The organism is Thiorhodovibrio winogradskyi (genome assembly GCF_036208045.1).
Classification (GTDB): domain Bacteria; phylum Pseudomonadota; class Gammaproteobacteria; order Chromatiales; family Chromatiaceae; genus Thiorhodovibrio; species Thiorhodovibrio winogradskyi.
In genome coordinates this window covers 5,211,204-5,233,061 of record NZ_CP121472.1, presented here as the reverse complement: position 1 = coordinate 5,233,061, position 21,858 = coordinate 5,211,204, and the positions used below count along the sequence as shown (strand labels likewise).

Here is a 21,858-nt window from a genome sequence, read left to right as displayed (position 1 = left end):
TCCAACCCGATATAAACCAGATCCGGCAAGGCGGGGTCGGACAGGCATTGTGGGGGGTGTCAAAAGACCTATCGGCACTTAGACCCCGAGGGGCGAATTCATTCGACCCTCGGGGCTCTGGGGCTAAGCTCCCATCAATCCTCGGCGCGCTGAAAGACCTCGCTCAGTTGCTTCTGCACATTAGCCGGCACCGCCGCATAGTGGCTGAGTTCAATGCCGTAGGTCCCCTCGCCGCCAGTCAGAGACTTCAAGCGCGATTCATAGCCATCTAGCTCCGCCAGCGGCACCTCGCCGTCAATGGCCACGCGGCCCAGGGTCTTGGTCTCGCTGCCATTGATACGCCCGCGCCGTGAGGACAGGTCGCCGGCAAGATCGCCCATGGCGCTGTCCTGGGCAACAATGCGAATTTTCACCACGGGCTCTAGGACCACTGGCTTGGCTTTTTCGACCGCCTCGATAAAGGCCTTGCGCCCGGCGGTGACAAATGCAATGTCCTTGGAGTCCACCGGGTGGAATTTGCCGTCATAGACGGTCACCCGAATATCCTGCATCGGGTAACCGGCCACGGCGCCCTCTTCAAGCACCTGGCGCACGCCCTTTTCAATCGAGGGAATGAATTGCCCGGGTATGCTGCCACCAACGGTGGCATCGATAAAGTCAAAGCCTCCGCCCTGCTCCAGGGGCTCCACGCGCAAATAGACTTCGCCAAACTGCCCGGCGCCTCCCGTCTGCTTTTTGTGACGATGATGCCCCTCGGCATTGCTGGTGATGGTCTCGCGATAGGGGATTTTTGGCGGCCGGGTTTCAACCTCGACATGGAACTGCTCGGACAGCCGACGTATCAGCACCTTGAGGTGCAGCTCGCCCAAACCACGCATGACGGTCTCGTTGGCGGCTGCATTGTGCTCGACGTGGAAGCAAGGATCCTCGTCTTCGAGCTTGTGCAGGGCATCTGTCAGCTTTTGCTCGTCACCGCGCTTGGTGGGGGAAATGGCCAGGCCAAATAGAGGAACCGGGCATTCAATGCTGTCAAGATGAAAGTGGTCTTCATCATGGGAGTCGTGCAGCACGGCATCGAAGTGGATGTCATCGACCCGGGCCACCGCCAGGATGTCACCCGGCACGCCCTCATCGACCTCAATCAGCTCGTTGCCATGTAGGCGGAACAGATGGTTGACCTTGAAGGGTTTGCGCGCGTCGCCAATGAACAACTGGCTGTTGGTCACAATGCGCCCCTGATGAATCCGAAAAATGCCGAGCTTGCCCCGGAAGGGGTCATTCACCACCTTGAAGACATGGGCGATGGCATGCTGGCTTGGGTCCGGGCTGACGTGCACCGGTTTGAGCTCGGCGCCTTCGCCCTTCATGAAGGGGGGCGGATTGCCCTCGGCCGGGTTTGGCATCAGGCGCTCAAGGATGGTGACCAACTCCGCGATGCCAGCCCCGGTCTCGGCCGAGCAGTAGCAGATCGGGATGAGGTGTGCTTCGCGCAGGGCTTCTTCAAAGGGATCATGCAGTTGTTCCGGCTTGAGATCCTGACCCTGCTCCAGGTAGAGCTCCATCAGCTCTTCGTCCACTTCCACCACTTGGTCGATGATCTGGCTGTGGGCTTCCTCGACCGAGGAGAAGGCTGTTTCTTCGCCCACGGGCTTGAAGAAGCAATCCACCACCCGCTTGCCGCCCTCGGCCGGAAGATTAATGGGCAGACACTCGGCGCCAAAGGTCTCGCGCACCTGAGCGGTGACGGCGGCCAGATCAACGCCGGGGGCATCGATTTTGTTAATCACGATCATGCGGCACAGGTTGCGCCGGTCGGCGCCTTTCCACATGCGCTGGGTCACGGGCTCGATGCCGCTGTCGGCATTGATCACAATGGCGGCGGTCTCCACGGCGGACAGGGCCGACAGGCCGCGGCCGAGAAAATCCGGAAAGCCGGGAGTGTCGATCAAGTTGACGTGCTTGCCATTGGCGTTGCATGCGGTGATGGCGACATCAAGTGAATGCTGCAGCTCGCGCTCCATGGGGTCGTGGTCGCAGACGGTGGTGCCTTTGGCGATGCGGCCGGCTTCCGGGATGCTTTGGGTCGCGACCAGCAGTGCCTCGACCAGGCTGGTTTTGCCGCTACCGGCGTGGCCGACGAAGGCGATGTTGCGGACGTCCTCCGCGTTGTAATCAGACATGGGCGAACCTTTCCTGTTGGATGAAAAAGACCTTGGATAAAAAAGCTTGGATGTAAGCCTGCGTTGACCAAGTATTGGGCCAATCTCGCGATGGCCAGAGTATATCGCACTGAGACCGAACCTCTGCACGGTCGGCCGGCAGGCATCGCGGCGCCAAAGGTTAGTCTGCGCTCAACATGCTGGGTTCAAAGAACACGCAACAATTGCGTCCGCTGGATTTGGCGCGATAAAGCGCAATATCAGCACGGCGATAGACCTCTTCCGCGGTGTCTTTTTCGATAAAGGCGGCCAGACCACAGGAGATACTCAAGGGCACCGGTTGGCCCCGGTATTGAAAACGTTTGGCCGCGACCTGCTCGCGCACCCGGTTGGCCAGGTCCAGCGCGGTTTCAATGTCGGTCTCTGGCAACAGCATCATGAACTCCTCGCCGCCAAAGCGGGCCAGAAAGTCGCTTTTTCGGGTGGATTCCTGCAGAAGCTTGGCTACGGCTTTGAGGGCGTTGTCGCCTACGTTGTGGCCAAAATTATCGTTGATGCGCTTGAAGTAATCGATATCCCAGATGCTCAACACGGCCGGGTGGGCGTAACGGGTCCAGCGTTCCAGTTCCTGCTCAATCCGCTCATCGTAGGCGAGGCGATTGTGCAGGCCAGTCAGGGTATCGTGCAGCGCGCGCTTGCGCGCTTGTTGCAGGTTCTTGCGCAGCTCTTGGCTTTCTCTTTCCACCTTGGCCAGGGATTCCCTGAGGTGCGCTGCCTCGGCCTGGGCAAGCTTGAGCTGGGCTTGTTCTAGTTTCTTGCGCGCTTCCATTTGCGTTTGAATGTTTTCCAAGTGCGCTTTAATGGATGATTTCAGGCCGCTGAAGTCGTTGGCCTCGGCCACTGATCGGTGGATTTGTTCGACCTCTGCCGACATGTTGGCGTCAATGGCGCTCCCCTCGACGCTGGCGCGTTCACGCTGGCCGAAGGATTCGCTAAGGTGGCGGTCGATTTCCTGCAATCGGTCGGTGAGCTGGGACAGGAATTGTTCGATATCCTTTTTTTCTTGTTCGACCCGCAGGCGCGCTTTGGCAACCAAGTCGGCGATGTCGCCAACTGCGGTACCGGCGAGTTCTACCGTGGGTGGCTGGTGCAGTTGCTGACTGATGCGTTGGGCTTGAGGACTCAGTTCCACGGGCAGGTCAAGGCGGCTCACCAGGTCGAAGAGAACCTGGTTAAAGGGCGGCAGGTCTCTAGCTGCTGGGTCGAGGGGGGCGTTTTGACCGCTTGGTGGGTCTATAGCCGCCTGATCCTGCTCGGGGCGGTCGGCGTCGCTGGCCTGGCGTGCCGTGGCCGGTGGTAGGGTATACTTTATTTCATCCAGGGGCGTGTCCAAGGCTTTGGCTGCACCCATTGAGTCAGGGCCTGCTTGAGCGTCGGATCCAGTGTCTGGTTTGGCCCCTGGCTCTGGAGCCTCTTGCTCCGGAGTGCCGGGTGTATCGCCCCGGCGGCCCAGCAGCCGCCCGAACAGGCTGGTTTTTTCTTCGCTGGATTGGTTGCCGAGCCACTCGAGGATTTCTGCGGTGTAGCTCTGGTAAGCAGCCAGTGCCTCGCGCAGGTCAGCATTCTTGCTGGCGGCCTGCAGACGTTTTTTCAGCTCCTTGGTGTTCTTGCGTAGTCCTTCGGGCACAAGAATCTGCTCCAGGCTGCGCTCAAATCCGTTTAAAGCGTCTTCAATGCCGCGCACGCTGCCCTGCCGCTGATCAAGGCGCAGGATGGATGCCGAGATCTCCTCCATTAATTGCTTGATTTGATGGAGACTGCCAGCGCCCCGAACAGTTTTGCGCAGACTTTCAAGCTCGGCATTCAGTTGTCTGTCCTTGGTATCAACTGCCAGGCTGAGTCGCGACAGGGCTTGGCGCAAGGTCTGCTCGCTTTGCTCACGGGTTTTCTGCTCTTGCTCAAGGCTGTCGAGAGTTTGCAGATATTTATCTTTCCAGGAAAGATCTTCCGGGTTCGCCATGGTCATTAGCCTATGATCGCCAAGCTATATGAAACTTATCTGTGTAAATATCACGGGGTATGGGTAAGGCAAAATTGCTCGATCAGAGCCCGCAGCAGGGACTGGGTCGGCGCGATGCGTGCGAGGGACAGAAATTCATTTGGCTGGTGGGCCTGGGCAATGTCGCCGGGGCCGAGTACGACCGTGTTCATGCCGAGTAGGTTGAAGAAAGGCAGTTCGGTGCCAAAATTCACCGCCTCAGCCGGCAGGCCGGTCAGTTCTTCGGTTGCGCGCACAATGGGCGCGTTGGCGGGGGTGGCGCCAGGTGGAATGCTTTCAAAGAGGGCGTCCAGTTGCCAGGTCAGTCCGCGTGATGCGGCGATGGGTGCGATTAGTTCTTGGAGTTCAGCACGCAGGCTGTCTGGCTCCAGGCCGGGCAGGGGACGCAGGTCGAGTTGCAGTTCGCACTCGCCGCAAATGCGATTCGGATTGTCGCCACCGCGAATATGGCCCAGATTCACCGTCGGGTAGGGGATGGAAAAGAGTTTATCGTGGTAACGTGTTTTCAGCCCATCGCGCCAGCGCAGAATGGCGCTTATGACGTCATGCATGCCGTCGAGCGCGTTGCGCCCCAGGGCAGGATCGCTGGCGTGACCGCTTTGGCCACGCAGTCGGATGGACTCGCCCATGACGCCCTTGTGGGCGCGCACGGGTCGCAGGTTGGTTGGTTCGCCGATCAGTGCATGCGCGCCAAGGCGTCGCCCGTTTTTGCTTCCATGTGTGATCCCATCTGGGCTCCCATCTGGGCTCAGACTGTTGAGCAAGGCGCGGGCGCCGTGCATGGCGGATTCTTCATCGGCGGTGGCGAGTATGACCAGTGGTGCCTTGAGTTGTTCGGCCTTCAGGCCCTGCGCGGCTTCGACGGCGAGGGCGAGAAAGGCTTTCATATCGCAGATGCCAAGGCCGTAGAGTCGCCCCTCGGCTTCGGTCAGGGTGAAGGGGTCATGCCGCCACAGGTGCTCGTCGTAGGGGACGGTGTCGCTATGACCGGCCAGCACCAGCCCGGTGCCCTTTAGCTGGTCCCTGTCCTGGCCGAGGGTGGCGATGAGATTAGCCTTGCCGGGTTGGCCGGCTAAAGTCAAAATCTCGACATCAAAGCCGCTGTCCTCAAGCCAGCCGGCCAGGTGGTCAAGCAGGGGGCGGTTACTCTGATTGAGCGCGGGATTGACGCTGCTGACCGAGGGGGTTGCGATCAATTCGCTTAGCATCTGTCGCAAGGGTGGCGCGCCTGGGGTGAGCACCTGGGATGAAGCAGCCGTCATTGGGGGTTCCTGGCCTGATCAATCATGTTGGCTATTCTATACCCCGGCGCCACAAAAACATCGGCGGACGGGAAATCCCCCTCGCCGATGATCCGCCCACTGATTGCTCCTTAGGCCATCCCAATTTCCCCACTCTTGTACACTATAAGTAGCCAAAGTTTTGATGCCATCATCTCAGATGTCGAACCTGCCTGATCAAGCCGCGCTCTTGCGCCGGTGCATGGTGCGCTACCAGCCGTTGCTGGCCGATGTGCCGGGCGAGTGGGAGGCCTTTGTTGCCGCGCTGCTGCGACCGCTGCCGGGTTGTATTTGGGCGCACCCAGTGCGTGTGGGTGTGGCGCGGTTGGCGGACTTGATTCTGGCAGAAGATGACGCCGATCCGCCTATGCTCGCCCCGGTATCCTGGAATCCAAGTGCCTTGCGTTTACCCGCTGATTACAAAGCCGGGCGGCGCTGGTGGTATTGCGCGGGCCTGGCGCACGCGCAGGAAGAGGCCTCGCAGTTGCCGGCAATGCTGATGGATCTGCAACCGGGGCAGCGGGTGCTGGATCTGTGCGCGGCACCGGGCGGCAAAACGGCGCAGATGGCGCTGGCCTTGGGTAATCGCGGGACTGTATTGGCCAATGATTTCGCGCGCGAGCGCATCGCGGCGCTGCAGGGTAATCTGGATCGCCTGGGTCTGGTGAATGTCAGCACCACCTGGGGCGATGGGGGCAATATTCCGGCCGCCGCCGGTGGCTTTGACCGGGTGCTGGTGGATGCGCCCTGTTCAAGCGAGGGCACGCTCAGGCGCAATCGCAGTCTGGCCGGACGGCTCGATCCTGATGCCATCGCAAGCAATCAACGCCTTCAGGGTCGCCAGCTCGCGCTCTTGCGCAAGGCGGTGCAACTTTGCCGTCCGGGCGGGCGTGTGGTCTATTCCACTTGCACTTTCGCACCCGAGGAGAATGAAGCTATCGTTTCTCAGGTGCTGGAGGAGCAATCGGGGCGGCTGGCATTGCTGCCGGTGGCAGTCGATGGTCTGGCCAGCAGCGCGGGGGTGACGATCTGGGCCGGCAAGCAATTTGATGCGTCTTTGGCGCGCTGTCTGCGGCTGTGGCCACAGCGTACCGACACAGGTGGCTTTTTTGTCGCGGTGCTGGAGAAAGCGGCGGACGCGCCTGCGCCCAATCTTGAGGCTCGGTCTCAGTCTGATCAGGAACCCGAGTCCAGGTCTTGGGTTCGATCGGTGTTGCAAAACCCGGCCGAGGATCATTGCTTGCTGCCGGCTTTGGTTGATCATTATGGCTGGCCTGAGGATATTTGGCGTGGTCTGCGGACGCAGCGTCAGACCCGGCGGGGGTTGCATCTGCTGGCGGCGGATCATGCTCCTCCGGCGCGTCCAGCGGCCGAGGGGCGGGGGCTGTTTTTTCTCCGCACCAACATCCGCCCGCCCAAGCTCACCACCGCCGGGGCCTTGTTGTTAGGAGGTCAGGCAAGCCGGCAGGTTATCGCGCTTGATCGCGACCAACGTAATGCTTACTTAAGCCGGCAAAGTTTCACACCCCGGTTGGCGCAATGCACGGACTGTCGTCCTGGCCAAGTCATCGTTCGCTATCTCGGACACAGCCTGGGCGTGGCCCTGTTGACCCGCTCCGGCACCCTGGAGAGTTTGTTCCCCAGTCGTTGGAGCGGTTGTGTTGGGGGAGGCGGAGTGGCGCCTTCCTCATCCGTGGGCCGAGATAGCGGCCATGGAGTAAATGATTGGCGAAGCATTAGTCAAACAATTATATAACCTAAGCGTGGATAAAATGGATTTGAAATCAAAATTATCCTGCACATTTTGTTACATTTTCACACGAAAAAAGTCAGGCACCTGGATCCATGCTGGACGACGACCGGATAACTTGCCGCTCGTAAGGCATGCCTGACCTGACAGCGCTCGGCGGCTCGGTTACACTCGTGCCATGAAACCGCGCCTGGCCATGGTGATGGACCCCATCGCGTCCATCAATATCAAGAAAGACAGCAGCTTTGCCATGTTGCTCGCCGCCCAGGCGCGCGGCTGGGAGCTCGGCTACCTGGAGCTGAACGATCTCTTCCTGCGCGATCAGCGCGTCTATGGGCGCAGCCGCCCGCTGCGGGTGCGTGATGACCCAAGCGGCTGGTTTGAGTTGGGTGAGGCCAAGCTGGCACCCCTTGATGCCTTCAATGTAGTGCTGATGCGCAAGGATCCGCCCTTCGACATGGAATACATCACCGCCACCTATCTGCTCGAGCGCGCCCAGCAGCAGGGCTGCCTGGTGGTGAATGATCCGCGCGCCCTGCGCGACGCGAACGAGAAAATCTTCGCGACCGATTTCCCCGAGCTGGCCCCGGCGCACCTGGTCGCGCGCGATGGCGCCGACCTGCGCGCCTTTGTCGCCGAGCATCAAGACACCATCCTCAAGCCACTCGATGGCATGGGTGGGCGGTCCATTTTCCGGGTGCGCCAGGATGACCCCAACCTCGGCGTCATTATCGAAACCCTGACCGATCATGGCCGGCGCTTCTGCATGGCGCAGCGTTTTATCCCAGACATCGTCGATGGCGACAAGCGGGTGCTGATGATTGAGGGCGAGCCGGTACCGCATTTGCTCGCGCGCATCCCCACGGGCGCCGACTCGCGTGGCAACCTGGCCGCCGGTGCCCTGGGGCAGGTGCGCCCCTTGGACGATGCCGAGCGCCGAATCGCCGCCCGGGTCGGTCCTGTGTTGCGTGAGCGCGGCATTCTATTCGCCGGGTTGGATGTGATCGGCAACTTTTTAACCGAGATCAACATCACCAGCCCCACCTGTATTCGTGAAATTGATCGCGAACGCAACACCGATATCGCCGGTGATCTCATCGATGCCATTGGCTGGAGGCTGGATGCACGCTGATCGCTCACCCCCACAGCGCGGACACCGCCTTTGCGCGCGCGGCCCGGTTATGCGGCTGGTCGCCGTCCCGAAGCTATTCATTCTGGCCCTGGCTGCCCTGTTACTGCATGGCTGCAGCCAGGGGGAAACACCGGTTCACGTCAGCCAGTTCGACGCCTTTGGCACTCGGGTCGACATGCAGCTTCTGGGCGTATCCGAGAAACTGGCCGGCGAGATCGCCCAGCAGACCGCGACTGACTTTGCATTGATTGAATACGCCCTGGGCCTCGATCAGCCCGGCCCGATGCAAAGAACCAATGAACTCCTGGCCACCACCGAACCCTTTGCCGCGCCGCCGTCCCTGCTACCGCTCTTGCGACAGAGCCAAGCGCTGGCAGCGCGCAGCGACCATCTGTTCAACCCCGCCATCGGACTGCTGACGCAGCTATGGCAACCCGATCCCGTCACTGGTCGCTGCGAGCCCCCGCCTGACCCCGAGGCCATCGCGCGCATCCTTGAGGCCCAGCCCCGCCTGAGCGATCTCAGCCTGAACGGAATTGAGCTGCTGAGTGACAACCCCGCGGTCAAGCTCGACTTGGGTGCCGTCACCCGCGCCTACGCGGCTGATCTCGCGATTACCAATATGCGCGCTCGGGGTATGCGCGGCGCCATGATTCGCATCGACAACGATCTGCGCCTGCTCGGGGATCGTGCCGGGCAACCCTGGCGCGTGCCTGTCTTGCGCGGTAGCGGTGGCGCTGTCCTGGGTACCCTTAACCTGCGCGGCGACACCAGCGTCATCACCGTGGGTCGCTTTCAAAAGCCCTGTGTTCATCATGGCGAGCACTTCGCCAGAGCCATAGACCCGCGCACCGGCTACCCGGCTCAGGGCACGCAAATGGTCACCGTGGTGCACCCAGGAGATGCCGTGCCCGCCGCCGCGGCAGCTGCCGCGCTTTTTGTTGCCGGCCCCGAGCAATGGGGCCAAATCGGGCAGCAAATGGGTATCACCGCTGCCTTGCTGATCGACGAGACCGGACAAGTTCATCTAAGCCCAGCCATGGCCCGCCTGCTGCAAGTGATCGACCGCAACGCCCAGGTGAGCCTGAGTCCGGCCTGGCAGGACGCCGACATCGACTAGCGCCGAACTACCTCCCATGTCGGCCGCCCCCGCCACCCATCGGGGAATCATCGCAGCGCTGCTGCTAACCCAGACCTTGGTCCAGATACTGATCCAGATACTGGCCTCGCGGCTGCCGCTGTTGATTGCCACGGCGCTGGCGCTGCTGCTCCATCTGGCCGCGGCCCTTGGGCTCGCCGCGCTCGACCGACCGCCGCCTCGAGACACGACTGGCGATGAAACAGCCTCCGGCCCACTGCGCTTTGATTTACTACCAAGGACAACACCGGCGAGCGAGCCGCTCTCCAAGGAACCGGTGGCCTCGGAAGAAAGCCCGCTCGAGCAGCCAGCCGAGCTGTCAGAGGAGTTAGTCGCTGCGAAGGCGCAGTCGGAAACGACCGAGACCAGCAACAACCCCAATCCACTCCAGGGTCAACTGCAAGATCAACTCCAGGACAAGGGCCAGAACCAGGATGGGAAGCAGAAGCCTGAGGCGCCACTTGCCACGGACAGCTCTCCGAGTGCCCGGGACCCACTCGCCCCGGCGCTCGACAGTCTAAGCGCCCCGCCGGCAAGTCAAATCTCCGCGGCGGATATCTTTGCCAGCCGCGATCAGGCGCTTGCCAGTCTGACCCAGCCAAGGCAACCAATACCGGGCGGGCCCTCACAAAGCCGGCGCAAAGCCATTAATGCCAGCACTCAGGAGTACGTGTACGCTAATTATCTCGAATCCTGGCGACGCAAGGTCGAGCGCATCGGCAACCTCAACTATCCCGAGGAAGCCAAGGAAAAGCGTCTCTTCGGCAGTCTGGTGCTGCAGGTCGCGGTGCGCGCCGACGGCAGTCTGGAAGGCGTGCGCCTACTGCGCTCATCCGGGCATCAGGTGCTCGATCAGGCTGCCGTGCGTATCGTCGAGCTGGCCGCCCCCTTCGCTCCATTTCCCGACAGCATCCGCGCGCGGCATGATGTGCTCGATATCACCAGAACATGGCAATTCCTGCGTGAACAAAAACTTGGCTGGGACAAATAATGAAGGCTACGGCCACGCCACTCCTAGGGTCAGCTCAAGTTCAATCTCTACCACCCGGGAAGCATCGGCGAATACTGCCATCAGCGTCCTCAGGCTGCTCCGTCCCTCAGAGCTCCCAGAGCTCTGTCCCCGGCACTCCTGGAGCTATCCCTGTGCTTCGATCCAACCGTCGCCATCGTTAAACGCGACCTCAAACCTTGGGTAAATCCTTGTGATCGGTCAAGAGCTGCGCTAGTCTCAGTGCCGATAGCATCAAGTCCCAATCAAAGTGTTAGACAATCAGACCTTTTGCCTCTATGAAATGGCGAGCTTCAGACCAGAGACGATGGTCAGCTGGGCACGGCAAGCACGAAAGAAACGGCGCCTGTGCTCACGCTAGGAGCGCAAGTCAATGGAATCAGGGTCTGTTTCCCGGCTTTATCACTAGCATTGTGCTGGCCATTTTCCTGTTGTGTTTTGCTGGCTGTGCCGTCAAGAGGCCACCAGATCCGGTATTCGCCGATCAGGTCATTGTGCGCAAGGGTGATCGCACCCTGCAATTACTGAACAATGGGCGCGTGTTTCGTGAGTACCCTATTAACTTGGGCAAGTCACCGCGAGGACACAAGATACAGGAGGGCGACAAACGCACCCCAGAGGGCGAGTACCTGCTCGACTGGCGCAACCCGAACAGTCGTTTCTATAAGTCCATTCACATTTCTTATCCAAATGCGGCTGATCGGGACTTTGCCCGCGCGATTGGAGTCAAGCCCGGAGGCATGATCATGATCCACGGCCGCCCGAACCGGCTGCAACCCGGCTTCGTGGAAAAAGACTACGACGACCTTGACTGGACTGACGGCTGCATTGCAGTCAAGAACAATGCCATGGACGAAATCTGGTACAAGGTTCGCGACGGCACCCCCATTACCATTCTGCCTTAGAGCTTAATTTTTATGAATCGTGGTCAACACATCATGCGCGCCTACGACCAGGAACTCGCGCGCCTGCGCGATCTGGTTCTGGACATGAAAACCCGAGTGCTTAAGCAAACCCGCGCAGCACTCACCAGTCTACTCCAGCCCGACCTCAATGCCGCGCATGTGGTACTCGATCGCGAGCCAGGTATTGACACCCTCACCCTTGAGGCCGATGAAGAAATCTTCATTGTGATTGCCAAGCGCCAGCCAACCGCCGTTGACCTGCGTCTGGTGATGGCCATCTCCAAAGTCATCAACGACCTTGAACGCGGCGGTGATCACGCGGCGAGCATGGCGCGCAGCGCCATCCGCCTGCATGAGTCTGGCCATCAACCACCATCGGCGCCGCTCTCACAATCCCTTGAGCAACTGTTCGCCGCCGGTTGCAAGATGCTCGAACAGGGCGTCACCGCGCTGACGCAGGCCGATCTCAAGCCGGCGATCGATGTTTTTGAGCGCGAAACCGCCTTCTACCAGCAAGCGCGTTCAACACGCGAGGAGATTCTTGATTCCCCTTACGCCCAACAGCCGCGGGCACTGGCTGAATTGCTGACCATTCCGCATTCACTCAAACGCCTTGGTAACCATGGCGCCAATATTGCCGAGCAGGCCGTTTACGTCATCCGCGGCGACGATGTCCGCTACCGCAACCGCGAGTTGCTAATCGACGCCTTGCGTCATGCCACCGGCACTTAGGTTGCCCTTCTCCAGCACCCGCGATGACGGTTTTAACATCCTTTAATATCAATGGCATCCGCGCTCGTCCGCACCAACTGCAGGCAATCAAGGAGCGGCTGGCGCCCGACATCATTGGTCTGCAAGAATCCAAGGTTGCCGACGAGCAATTTCCGCGCGAGGCCATTGAGGCGCTCGGATACCTGCCTGCCTACCATGGTCAGAAGGGCCACTATGGCGTCGCGCTTCTGAGCAAAGAGGCGCCAAAACGACTGTACAAGGGCTTCCCGGGCGAGGATCCCGATGCTCAGCGCCGCGCCATCACAGGGGTGTTCGAATTGCATGACGGCAGCGAACTGCATGTCATCAACGGCTATTTTCCGCAAGGTGAAAGCCGCGCACACCCGGTGAAATTTCCCTACAAGCGGCGCTTCTACGCCAATCTGCTTGAGTTCCTGCAGCGCGATTTCAGCCCGAATCAGCAAATCGTGATCATGGGCGACATGAATGTCGCGCCAGTCGATCTGGATATCGGCATCGGGGAGCACAACGCCAAACGCTGGCTGCGTTCAGGCAAATGCAGCTTTTTACCCGAGGAACGGGAATGGTTCGCGGCACTCACCGCTTGGGGCCTGTACGACAGCTTTCGCACCCTGCACCCGGATGTGAATGATCGCTTTAGCTGGTTCGACTACCGCTCGCGCGGCTTTGAAGACAGTCCAAAACGCGGCCTGCGCATCGACCTGCTGCTGGTCAGCGCACCGGTGCGCGAGCGCCTGCGCGGCGCTGGCATTGACTACGACATCCGTGCGCTCGAAAAACCTTCGGATCACTGCCCGGTGTGGATTGAGATCGACTAGAGGGGCATTAGCCCGCCGCGCGCCACTGTTGCGCAAGCAAGAACGCACCAATCACAAAGGCCGTTGCCGCGAGAATTTGAGCGATCAAAGGCTCCACCAGCGCACCGGGCCCCAGCAACAGCAGCAGCGTGGCGCAGATGATCAAGACCGCGCCGCCGATGGCGCCAACCAGGGTGCGTCGCTCGCGCAGCTCACGCTGCAGCCGGGCCTGTTCCTCGCGCATGGCGCGCGCCTCCTGCTGGGCGCTTTCCATGTTCTCGAGCACCCGATACGCCAGCATGGGTAGGTCCGGCAGATGCTCGGCGAAGGGACCGAAGTTGGACCGCACCCGACGCAACAGGGCGCGCGGGCCGATGCGCTCCTTCATCCAGCGCTCCATGAAAGGCTTGGCGGTGGTCCAGAGATCCAGCTCGGGATAGAGCTGGCGGCCCAGTCCCTCGATGTTGAGCAGGGTTTTTTCCAACAGCACCAATTGGGGCTGAATTTCCATATTGAAGCGCCGCGCGGTCTGGAACAGCCGCACCAGGAAATGCCCAAAGGAAATTTCCGCCAGGGGTTTTTCAAAAATCGGCTCGCTGACGGTGCGGATGGCGGCCTCGAATTCATCCACCCGGGTCCCCCGCGGCACCCAGCCGGACTCGACATGCAGCTCGGCCACGCGGCGATAATTGCGCTCGAAAAAGGCCAGCAGATTCTCGGCCAGATAGCGCTGGTCCTCCTCGGTCAGGCTGCCAACGATGCCGAAGTCGACCGAGATGTAGCGCCCGTTGGACTCAACAAAAATGTTGCCGGGGTGCATGTCGGCATGGAAGAAATTGTCCCGGAACACCTGGGTGAAGAAAATCTCCACCCCACGCTCGCCTAGCAGCCGCATGCTGATGCCCTGCTGCTTGAGGGTGCCAACATCGCTGACCGGCGTGCCATAAATGCGCTCCATCACCATGACCGTTGGGCGCGTCCAGTCCCAATACACATCAGGAATGTAGAGCGCGGAGCTGTGCATCCAGTTGCGTCGTAACTGCGAGGCATTGGCCGCCTCGCGCTGCAAGTCCAGCTCGCCATAGATGGTTTTTTCGTACTCGGCCACCACCTCGATGGGGCGCAGCCGCCGCGCTTCCTTGGAATAGCGATGGACCAGCCGAGCGAATGTATACATCAGCGCGATATCGCGGTCGATGATGCGCGCGATGCCCGGGCGCAACACCTTGACAATGACCGAACGACCATCTTTCAATCGCCCGGTATGCACCTGAGCAATGGAAGCCGAGGCTAGCGGGATATCGGAGAAGTCATCAAGAACGCTGTCGATGGGTTGGCCCCAGGCCTTTTCGATCAGCCCCCGCGCGATCTCGCTCGGGAAGGGCGGCACCCGGTCCTGCAGACGCGCGAGTTCCTCGGCCCAGTCATCCGGCAGCAAATCCCGTCGGGTGGAGAGCAACTGGCCGAATTTAATGAAAATTGGCCCCAGATCCTCAAGCGCCTCACGCACCCGTGCCGGGTAAGGCGTCATGCGCTTGCGCTTGCGCCACCAATACAGCGGCGAGAACCACAACAAAAAACGCAGGGGTCGGAACAGGTGGGTCGCGAAGATAAGTTCATCGAGACCGTGGCGCAGCAGAACCAGGTTGATATGAATCAGCCGCAGGGTCTGGCTGATTGGAACTATCATGCGTCGGGTTGCTCTGATGGGGGGGGCGATGGGGGGGCTGAAGGCGGGGCTGGCGGTGGGGCTGAAGGTGGGGTTGATGGGGGTGTTCGCGGATGCCTCGGCGCACTGGCCGCTGGCCCCTTGGCCGCAAGCCGGTCAACACGCGCGGCCAGGCGCTCCACATCGTCGCGGAAAATATCCACACCGTTAAGAAACTGCCGCTGCTCAAGGTCGCTCGGCAGCAGACGGCTTTCCTGCTGCAGGAACTCGCGCAGGTTTTGCGCCAGGGTGTCCCCCCCGCGCTCGGTCCATTCCCGGGCGCTGCGCGCCTGCTTTCCGATGCGTCGCGCCACCGAATCGCCAAACAAGCGCGCGAGTTGTTCCTCCCAGTCGATATCGAGATTGCGAAACACATCGCCGATGCGCTGCGCGACCTGATTGTCGCCGGTGATCTCAATGGCGCCCGAGAAGATCTCATCCTCGCGATGATCCGCCAGCGACAGCCGCAGCAGCGCGGCCGGTGTGCCGCGCACCCGACAGTCGGGCTCGGCATCGTAACTGGCGTAGAGTCCCAGCGTATGATGACCAGGCACCACGAACAATCGTGTGCCGAAGCCCTCGAGCTCAATCAGCAGCACCTGCCCCTGCACATCGGCCAAGCGCTCGGCGCCCTCGGGGTCGAGCGCCAGAAAACGATTGGCGCTTTCCTGCAGGGACAAAACCAGCGCGTCCGGAATCTGGATGCCCCCAGTATCCTTCCCGTTCTCGTTCTCGTTCTCATGACCGTTCATAACTTGACACCCCGATGGATAGCGACCACGCCGCCGGTCAGGTTGAAAAACTCACAGCGCTCGAATCCAGCCTGTTCCATCATGTCGCGCAGGCTTTCCTGATCGGGATGCATGCGGATGGACTCAGCCAGATACTTGTAGCTGTCGGGATCTTTCGCCACCAGGCGCCCGAGCAAGGGCAGCACTGAAAAAGAGTAGGCATCATAGGCTTTTTGCAGCGGCACCTGGGTGGGATGGGAAAACTCGAGCACCAAGCCGCGACCACCGGGCCTGAGAATACGCTGCATCTCGGCCAGCGCGCGCTCCTTGTGGGTGACGTTGCGCAGGCCAAAGCCGATGGTGACACAGTCGAAACTGTTGGAGGCAAAGGGCAGGGCCTCGGCATTGGCCAGTGCGTAGTCAATGTTGCCAATCACGGCGGCATCGTCCATGCGCTCGCGACCGCGCTCAAGCATGGCGGCGTTGATGTCCGACATCACCACCTGTCCGCTGGCGCCGACAATGCCGGCAAAGCGCGCGCTCAAATCGCCGGTCCCGGCCGCCAAATCAAGCACCCGCTGGCCGCGTCGCACGCCGGCGAGTTCGATCAGCCTCCGTTTCCACAGCCGATGAATCCCGAACGACATCAGGTCGTTCATCAAATCGTAGCGGTCGGCGACCGAGTCGAAAACCGCGCGCACGCGCTCTTGTTTCTCGGCGACGGGCACCTGTTGATAGCCAAAATGGGTCTGATCCTGATCCGACATCGGTAACGACTCTGGTTGCAATTCAGCCCACGATTCTACCCCAGCCGCGCGCCCTCTGCCCGGGCAAGCATCATTGGGGGTAAAACCCGCATCGGGGCGCCGGCGAGACGGGCCCGGATCACTCCCTGAGCGAAGAATCCCAAATTCCCTTGAAAAAAAGCCCAGTGCGAGTATTTTTCTGGAATTGAACACCCCACCTCACGCCTCGATGCGGATGTCTCGGATGCGAACATGACACCATGCCCAACAAGCCCCGCCTGCTGATCATTGAGGACGAGGAGCCCATTCGTGTCGGGCTTGAGGATCTCTTTGTCTTTCACGGCTATGCGGTCGAGAGCGCCGCCGACGGACCCGGCGGACTGGCCAAGGCGCTCAGCGGCAAGTTTGCTCTCATTGTGCTTGACATCATGCTGCCGGGACTCGACGGCTTTGCCATCTGCGACCAGGTACGGGCGGTGGACAGAGACCAACCCATCATCATGCTGACCGCGCGCACAGCCGATGAGGACATCATTCAGGGTCTGCGCCTGGGAGCGGATGACTATGTCGCCAAGCCCTTTTCCGTGACCGAACTGGTGCTGCGGGTGCAGGCGGTGCTGCGTCGCAGTCGCGCTGCCGATGCCGATGCCGCTGCCAAGGCCCGGCCCCTGCGGCTCGGTGATCTGACCCTCGATCTTGGCAACCTGAGCGGCCAACGTGGCGCGGAGGAAATTCCCTTCAACCGGCGCGAGGCGGAAATCTTAAGCTATCTCGCCGCTCGGGACGCCCGCCCGGTCAGCCGCGAGGAGCTGCTGCACAAAGTCTGGGGCTATGCGCGCGACTGCGACATCGAGAAGCGCACGGTCGATATCCATATCGCCAAGCTCAGGCGCAAGATCGAGCCCGACCCCGCTCATCCGCGGTGGCTGCAAACCGTGCGCGGCCTGGGTTACCGACTGCGGCTCGCGCCCTGAATGGGCCGTGCCGCGCCTGGTCTGCTCGCAACCATGTCCTTACAAGCATTCGATGACCGCCGCGCCAGGCGCCGGTTACAGCTCGGCATCAGTCTGTTCGTGCTGGCGCTGACCATTCCCAGCGCCCTGCTGGTCTTTAAAGCCTACGATTAGATGAAATGGGAGTCCTTTCGCGCCCAGCAACTGGTGGCGGAGGAATTGGCCGCGCGCATCGACACCCGGCTGACGGCTCTGGTGCGCCGCGAGGATGCTCGCCCGATCGGGGACTATGGCTTCCTGCGCGAGCCGCCCGTTGGCAACCTGGGAGTCTGGAACCGCTCCCCGCTGGCCAACCTCTCTGGGCTGCCAGACAAGGCAAAACCGGCCGCCGCGCCCGTGCTGGCGCCACTGCCAGCTGCCGCGCCCGTGGCGGAACCCGCGCCAGTCACGGAATCCCCGGCGGTACAGTTGTTCCACCGCGCCATTGCTCCAGTCGAGGTCGGTCTGCTCGACTCCGGTCATCTGCTGCTGTTTCGCAGCGTCCAGCGTGGCGGAGAGATCTTTATCCAGGGCGCCCTCATTGCACTGGAGCCTTTTTTGCAGGCGCTCATTGCCGAGCCCCTGGCCGCGACCGTGCTCGCGCACAGCACCCATCTCAGTGTGGTCTATCGCGGTGAGCTGCTGCGCAGTTTTCGCGCCGAGTCACGGCTGGGCCACGCCCTTGCCAGCACGGTGGCGACCTGGCACGCCAAGCGGCCATCTCTGGCACCGGCATTGGGCTTGCTCTGGTGCAACGCCTAACACTGGCAATGCACGGCCGGGTCGAGGTCATGGAACGCGATCCGGGCGTCGAATTTTGGCTGGAGCTGCCTTGTGCGGCTTAAAGCCATCCCTAGCGCAAACTCTAGCGCAAATTTTGTATCAGGATAAGCAAAGAATGTATACCACAACCAGCACTCGGGCTTGTCTGCTGTCAGAGGATTATCAGTAAAGTTTTAAAAAACAGATACAACTATTGATTTCCTCGGTTGGCACGGGAGTTGATATGCAAGGGATGCCATTCACTAACCCTCAAGGAGCATCCCATGTCACTGTTCAAACGTTTCACAGTCGCCGTCTCGACCCGGCTTGATCGCCTGGTGGGCGATATCGAGAACCACGATGCCGTGGTCGAGGTCGGTATCCGTGATAGCCGGCGGCTTTTTGCCCAGGCAAAAGTTCGTCATCAGCATCTAGGTCGCGATGGCGAGGCATTAAGGAAGCGGCTTGAGAGCCTGCGCGAGGATGAGCACAACTGGCGCGAACGTGCCCTGGCTTGCGAGCAAAACGCTGCCGGTGAGGACAAGGCGCTGCAATGTCTCAGGCGCGCGCGCCAAGCCGCGCGTCAGACGGCATCCCTGGAGCAGACTTGGAACCAGCATCAGAGTGTCGAACGCCGCCTGGCCGCCGAGATCGACAGTCTGCGCGAGCGGGTCGTGCAACTCGAGCATCGCCGCTCGCTGATGCGCAGCCGCGAGGCGACCGCCAGTGTCGCACTGCGCCTGCGCGAGATCGACCGCGATCCGGCGCTCGATCTGGACGATACCTTCGAGCGCTGGGAGATTCGCCTGACGGAAGCCGAAATGACCGCCGACAGCGCCATGGATGCTGACCCTTTTGAAGAAGAATTCCTCGCCGCCGAGGAACGCTGTGCGTTGCAGGCCGAGCTGCAAGCCTTGCGTCGCGGGCAGCAACAACAAACGGCCGGCGCCGGCCTGGGAGCAGGACAATGAGCGCACTGACCGCCACCACCAATCAAGACCTCAGCCTGGACCCGGATGCCTTGGACTTCCCGGCGCAGGCCGAAAACCACGCACCCAGGCAGGCTCCAACGCGCCCAAGCCGATCAGCCGGGCGCGATCAGGCCGCCGCCGCCCAAGCTTTTCCCATCAGCCTGTCCCTGCTGCTGCGCGGCTTTGGCGGGCTGGTCATTATCGCGGCCTTTGTGCTCTTCCTGTTCGAGGGCTGGCGCGAGAGTGATGATCTCAGTCGCGGACTCTTGCTCATCGGCCATACCTTGGCACTCACGCTGGCCGGTCTGGCCAGCGGTCACTGGCTGCATGAGAACAAGGGCGCACGGCTGTTCATCGCGCTGGCGCTGGCGGCGGTGCCGGTCAATGTCGCCTTCCTGGGCGGCTTGATCTATCCCTTCCTAAGCTGGGATGCCCCCGGTAGCCTGAGTGCCGCCGCCTCGGTCTGGACCCAATCCCAGGGGCGCCTGAGCATGGCGCCGGCGCTGCTGTTCAGTGCCGCCAGCCTGCTGGTGCTGGCGCTCTCGGTCTGGCTTGGGCTGCGGATCATGGCCAGACAGTCGGTCGCGGCGCTCAGCGGACTCTATCTGCTGGCCAATGCCGCCTTGTTGCTGCCAACCCGTGCCGAGCTGGCCGTGTCCGTCCTGCTGGTCGGGCTAACGCTGATCATCGGCCTGTCGAGCCTGCGTCTGCGCCGCCGCGACCCCACACTGGCAACCGCCGAAGGTCGCCTCGCGCGCGCCCTGCCGATGCTGCCCTTGCTGATTTTGGCGGGCCGCAGCCTGTGGCTTTACGCACCAGATGCGCTCTTTGTGACGACCCTGAGCTTGTTGGGATATCTGGCGCTGCGCTTCACCCTGGCCACCATGTCGCACACAAGCCAGTGGCGCGGACTGGTCGAAACCCTGGCCGTCGCCATGGCTCTGCTAACCACCATCCTGGCTAGCGGCGCCCTGCTGCCGGCCTGGCTGATCGCCGATGCCGTGCATCTTCCGCTGGCCGCGGTCATCTTGGGCGCCATGCTGGTCGATCTGTCGCGGCTGAGCGCGCGTCGCCGCCGTGGCTACCAGAGCACCGCCGCACTGCTGCTCAGCCTGAGCCTGCTGCTCGACCTCGCCTTGTTCGGCGGCTTTGCCCTGGCCCTGATCGCGCTCATCGTCGGCCTGGCGGCCATGGTCTTCGGCTACGCCATCCGCGCGCGCTTGCTCTTCGCCACCGGCTTGATCACCGCGCTCTCGGCACTCATCACTTTGGCAACCGAGGCCCTGGCGCACTTCAGCCTCGGCGGCTGGAGCGCCTTGGTGCTGCTCGGCATTGGCATAATCATCCTAGGCTCCGCGCTTGAGCGGCATGGCGAGCGGCTGAAAACCGGCTTGACTGAATGGCGCGCGCATTTCTCACACGCCATTTGAGTCTTGGTGAGCCGGTTCCCGAGTCGCCGTGCTTGTCTCCGGCTTTTCATTGCCCAGGGCCTGATAGAACCTCATCCTCGCCTGATCGGGGGATCACACGGATTCGTCAATCTTGCTTGCAGAATGCCTGTACATCATCAGGGAGCGCATCTAATGAGTTCCGAGGATCAGGTCGCCCGCATCTCGCTGGCCGGCGCACCGCCGCCCGGTCAGGCTGACATAGGCCAGGAGGATCGGCTTGCCGGCTCGGTAAGACGATCTTCCCATCCGAGGGTGGGCTTGGCGCCGGTCGCGGGGATTCTCGCTGCGGCTGGCCTGTTGGCCCTACTATTTCTGTTCGACGGCCGGGGTGATGTTCCGCTTGGAACAATTCAGGACGCTCGTCAAACAATCAATACCATTGAGGGAGTCGGCGCCATGAATCGTTTTGCATCCAGCGCTATCGGTGTTGGCCTTTTTGCCTTGCCGATCATTTTAGGACTCCTCTATTTCGTTTGGCTCTTTAACGGGATCGTCGGTCGGCAGGAGGCCGTTTATAACGCCTGGGCCGATGTGGAAAGCACCTACAAACGGCGCGCCGACCTGGTGCCAAACCTGGTTCATGTTGTTCGCGGCTATATGGAACATGATCCGACAGCGAGCAAGGTGTCGCCGCGCTAGCGGCGAGCCAGTCGGCTTTGCTGAAGAGTCTCCGGGGAGTGCTGGCCACGCTTGAGGCCTATCCCGATCTCCGTTCGGCTGATCAGTTCCTAGCTCTCCAGGCCGAACTTGAAGGCACCGAGAACCGGGTCAATGTGGCACGAATGCGCTTCAACGATGTGGTAGAGGATTTCAATGGCGCTATTCGTCGCCTGCCCGGATCCCTAGTGGCCGGGATTGGCAACTTACAGCGAAAAGCATACTTTACTGCCGACGCAGGCGACGAGCAGGCTGTTCAGGTTCGGATCCATTACTCGGAGTACGCTGATTGATGGGTATCCTGTCCTGCTGGAATGATTGAGTTTTCAATGTTTCCCGAAACCAGTTTGTCGCACGCGAGAGAGAGAGTGATATGCAGCGCATCGTCACCATCACGGTGGTGGTTCTGGTTTTGTCCGGCGCTCTCATTGCCGGAGTCAAACTTGTTGACAGGTTTGCCGCAGATACCGATCAGTCGGCGGAGAGGGTATGGGACAAGGGGAGGCGCTGGAACCGATATTTACCGATACCTTCGCCGCGTATGTTCAGCAGCGACAGATGGTGCCTTTTTTCCAGTCTGATCGCGTGTTGGAGGGGATACTTGCGACGACCGAACTCCTCTATTCTCGGGCACTTGCAGCCCAAGCGGGCGAAAATTTCGATCCGCGCAAACTGGACGCGGCTTCATCCGGAGCAGGTGCCCAGACCGCTGCACGTATCGGGGAGGGTGACGACAACGATCCGTTCCGGCAGCAGACCGGGCAGGTGAGCGCGGGCGGTACTTCGTTGGCGACTGTGCAAGCCTAATCTGGACGCCATGGCTGAATGTGATGCGCGGATCGACCGACCAATCTACTC

The 21,858-nt window shown here is 61.1% G+C and carries 20 protein-coding genes; 14 read left to right on the top strand and 6 right to left on the bottom strand.

Going from position 1 to position 21,858, the window contains the following annotated elements; translation table 11 throughout:
- Nucleotides 1-134 precede the first annotated feature (134 nt).
- The 3 genes from fusA to argE form a co-directional block, all read right to left on the bottom strand.
- Complete coding sequence (gene fusA / locus Thiowin_RS23945) at nucleotides 135-2,180, bottom strand: elongation factor G (RefSeq protein ID WP_328985488.1); 2,046 nt, start codon at nucleotides 2,178-2,180, stop codon at nucleotides 135-137.
- 160 nt (nucleotides 2,181-2,340) lie between these two features.
- Nucleotides 2,341-4,179: a sensor domain-containing diguanylate cyclase gene (locus Thiowin_RS23940; protein WP_328985487.1), complete on the bottom strand. Its 1,839-nt coding sequence runs from the start codon at nucleotides 4,177-4,179 to the stop codon at nucleotides 2,341-2,343.
- A 50-nt stretch (nucleotides 4,180-4,229) separates the two neighbouring features.
- Entirely contained in the window at nucleotides 4,230-5,480 is a 1,251-nt protein-coding gene (gene argE, locus Thiowin_RS23935) for an acetylornithine deacetylase (protein WP_328985486.1), read from the bottom strand.
- A 178-nt stretch (nucleotides 5,481-5,658) separates the two neighbouring features.
- Between argE and Thiowin_RS23930 the strand changes: the two genes are divergently transcribed.
- From Thiowin_RS23930 to xthA, 7 genes are all read left to right on the top strand, one after another.
- Complete coding sequence (locus Thiowin_RS23930) at nucleotides 5,659-7,254, top strand: RsmB/NOP family class I SAM-dependent RNA methyltransferase (RefSeq protein ID WP_328985485.1); 1,596 nt, start codon at nucleotides 5,659-5,661, stop codon at nucleotides 7,252-7,254.
- Nucleotides 7,255-7,426: 172 nt separating this feature from the next.
- Nucleotides 7,427-8,380 carry a glutathione synthase gene (gene gshB, locus Thiowin_RS23925; protein WP_328985484.1) on the top strand — a complete coding sequence of 318 codons (954 nt, stop codon included), beginning with the start codon at nucleotides 7,427-7,429 and terminating at the stop codon, nucleotides 8,378-8,380.
- The gene (locus Thiowin_RS23920; RefSeq protein ID WP_328985483.1) at nucleotides 8,370-9,500 is read left to right on the top strand and encodes an FAD:protein FMN transferase; all 1,131 of its coding nucleotides are present in this window, start codon (nucleotides 8,370-8,372) and stop codon (nucleotides 9,498-9,500) included. Before gshB ends, Thiowin_RS23920 begins: the two co-directional genes overlap by 11 nt.
- Nucleotides 9,501-9,516: 16 nt before the next feature.
- A complete protein-coding gene (locus Thiowin_RS23915) occupies nucleotides 9,517-10,509 on the top strand; it encodes an energy transducer TonB (RefSeq protein WP_328985482.1) in 993 nt (330 codons plus the stop codon).
- A 431-nt stretch (nucleotides 10,510-10,940) separates the two neighbouring features.
- Nucleotides 10,941-11,432: a L,D-transpeptidase family protein gene (locus tag Thiowin_RS23910; RefSeq protein ID WP_328985481.1), complete on the top strand. Its 492-nt coding sequence runs from the start codon at nucleotides 10,941-10,943 to the stop codon at nucleotides 11,430-11,432.
- Between the two features lie 12 nt (nucleotides 11,433-11,444).
- Nucleotides 11,445-12,164: a phosphate signaling complex protein PhoU gene (gene phoU, locus Thiowin_RS23905; RefSeq protein WP_328985480.1), complete on the top strand. Its 720-nt coding sequence runs from the start codon at nucleotides 11,445-11,447 to the stop codon at nucleotides 12,162-12,164.
- 23 nt (nucleotides 12,165-12,187) lie between these two features.
- Complete coding sequence (gene xthA, locus Thiowin_RS23900; protein WP_328985479.1) at nucleotides 12,188-13,003, top strand: exodeoxyribonuclease III; 816 nt, start codon at nucleotides 12,188-12,190, stop codon at nucleotides 13,001-13,003.
- Between the two features lie 7 nt (nucleotides 13,004-13,010).
- Here xthA and ubiB read toward each other — a convergent pair whose 3' ends face one another.
- From ubiB to ubiE, 3 genes are read right to left on the bottom strand one after another with little or no spacing between them, the layout of a single operon-like run.
- A complete protein-coding gene (gene ubiB / locus Thiowin_RS23895; protein ID WP_328985477.1) occupies nucleotides 13,011-14,672 on the bottom strand; it encodes a ubiquinone biosynthesis regulatory protein kinase UbiB in 1,662 nt (553 codons plus the stop codon).
- On the bottom strand, nucleotides 14,669-15,442 hold the full coding sequence (locus Thiowin_RS23890) for a ubiquinone biosynthesis accessory factor UbiJ (RefSeq protein WP_328985475.1): 774 nt from the start codon (nucleotides 15,440-15,442) through the stop codon (nucleotides 14,669-14,671). The genes ubiB and Thiowin_RS23890 overlap by 4 nt, the downstream gene beginning before the upstream one ends.
- Entirely contained in the window at nucleotides 15,439-16,188 is a 750-nt protein-coding gene (ubiE, locus tag Thiowin_RS23885) for a bifunctional demethylmenaquinone methyltransferase/2-methoxy-6-polyprenyl-1,4-benzoquinol methylase UbiE (RefSeq protein WP_328985474.1), read from the bottom strand. The genes Thiowin_RS23890 and ubiE overlap by 4 nt, the downstream gene beginning before the upstream one ends.
- A gap of 239 nt (nucleotides 16,189-16,427) precedes the next feature.
- On the opposite strand from ubiE, the gene Thiowin_RS23880 reads away from it, so the two are divergent.
- The 7 genes from Thiowin_RS23880 to Thiowin_RS23850 all read left to right on the top strand — a co-directional run bounded on the left by Thiowin_RS23880 (nucleotide 16,428) and on the right by Thiowin_RS23850 (nucleotide 21,807).
- Entirely contained in the window at nucleotides 16,428-17,141 is a 714-nt protein-coding gene (locus tag Thiowin_RS23880) for a response regulator transcription factor (protein ID WP_328985473.1), read from the top strand.
- A 153-nt stretch (nucleotides 17,142-17,294) separates the two neighbouring features.
- Entirely contained in the window at nucleotides 17,295-17,921 is a 627-nt protein-coding gene (locus tag Thiowin_RS23875; protein ID WP_328985472.1) for a hypothetical protein, read from the top strand.
- Nucleotides 17,922-18,205: 284 nt separating this feature from the next.
- Nucleotides 18,206-18,892: a PspA/IM30 family protein gene (locus Thiowin_RS23870; protein WP_328985471.1), complete on the top strand. Its 687-nt coding sequence runs from the start codon at nucleotides 18,206-18,208 to the stop codon at nucleotides 18,890-18,892.
- Nucleotides 18,889-20,322 carry a hypothetical protein gene (locus Thiowin_RS23865; protein ID WP_328985470.1) on the top strand — a complete coding sequence of 478 codons (1,434 nt, stop codon included), beginning with the start codon at nucleotides 18,889-18,891 and terminating at the stop codon, nucleotides 20,320-20,322. The genes Thiowin_RS23870 and Thiowin_RS23865 overlap by 4 nt, the downstream gene beginning before the upstream one ends.
- Before the next feature lie 153 nt (nucleotides 20,323-20,475).
- Entirely contained in the window at nucleotides 20,476-20,982 is a 507-nt protein-coding gene (locus tag Thiowin_RS23860) for a LemA family protein (protein WP_328985469.1), read from the top strand.
- A 38-nt stretch (nucleotides 20,983-21,020) separates the two neighbouring features.
- Nucleotides 21,021-21,293 carry a LemA family protein gene (locus Thiowin_RS23855; protein ID WP_328985468.1) on the top strand — a complete coding sequence of 91 codons (273 nt, stop codon included), beginning with the start codon at nucleotides 21,021-21,023 and terminating at the stop codon, nucleotides 21,291-21,293.
- A 196-nt stretch (nucleotides 21,294-21,489) separates the two neighbouring features.
- Nucleotides 21,490-21,807 carry a hypothetical protein gene (locus tag Thiowin_RS23850; protein WP_328985467.1) on the top strand — a complete coding sequence of 106 codons (318 nt, stop codon included), beginning with the start codon at nucleotides 21,490-21,492 and terminating at the stop codon, nucleotides 21,805-21,807.
- Nucleotides 21,808-21,858 lie beyond the last annotated feature (51 nt).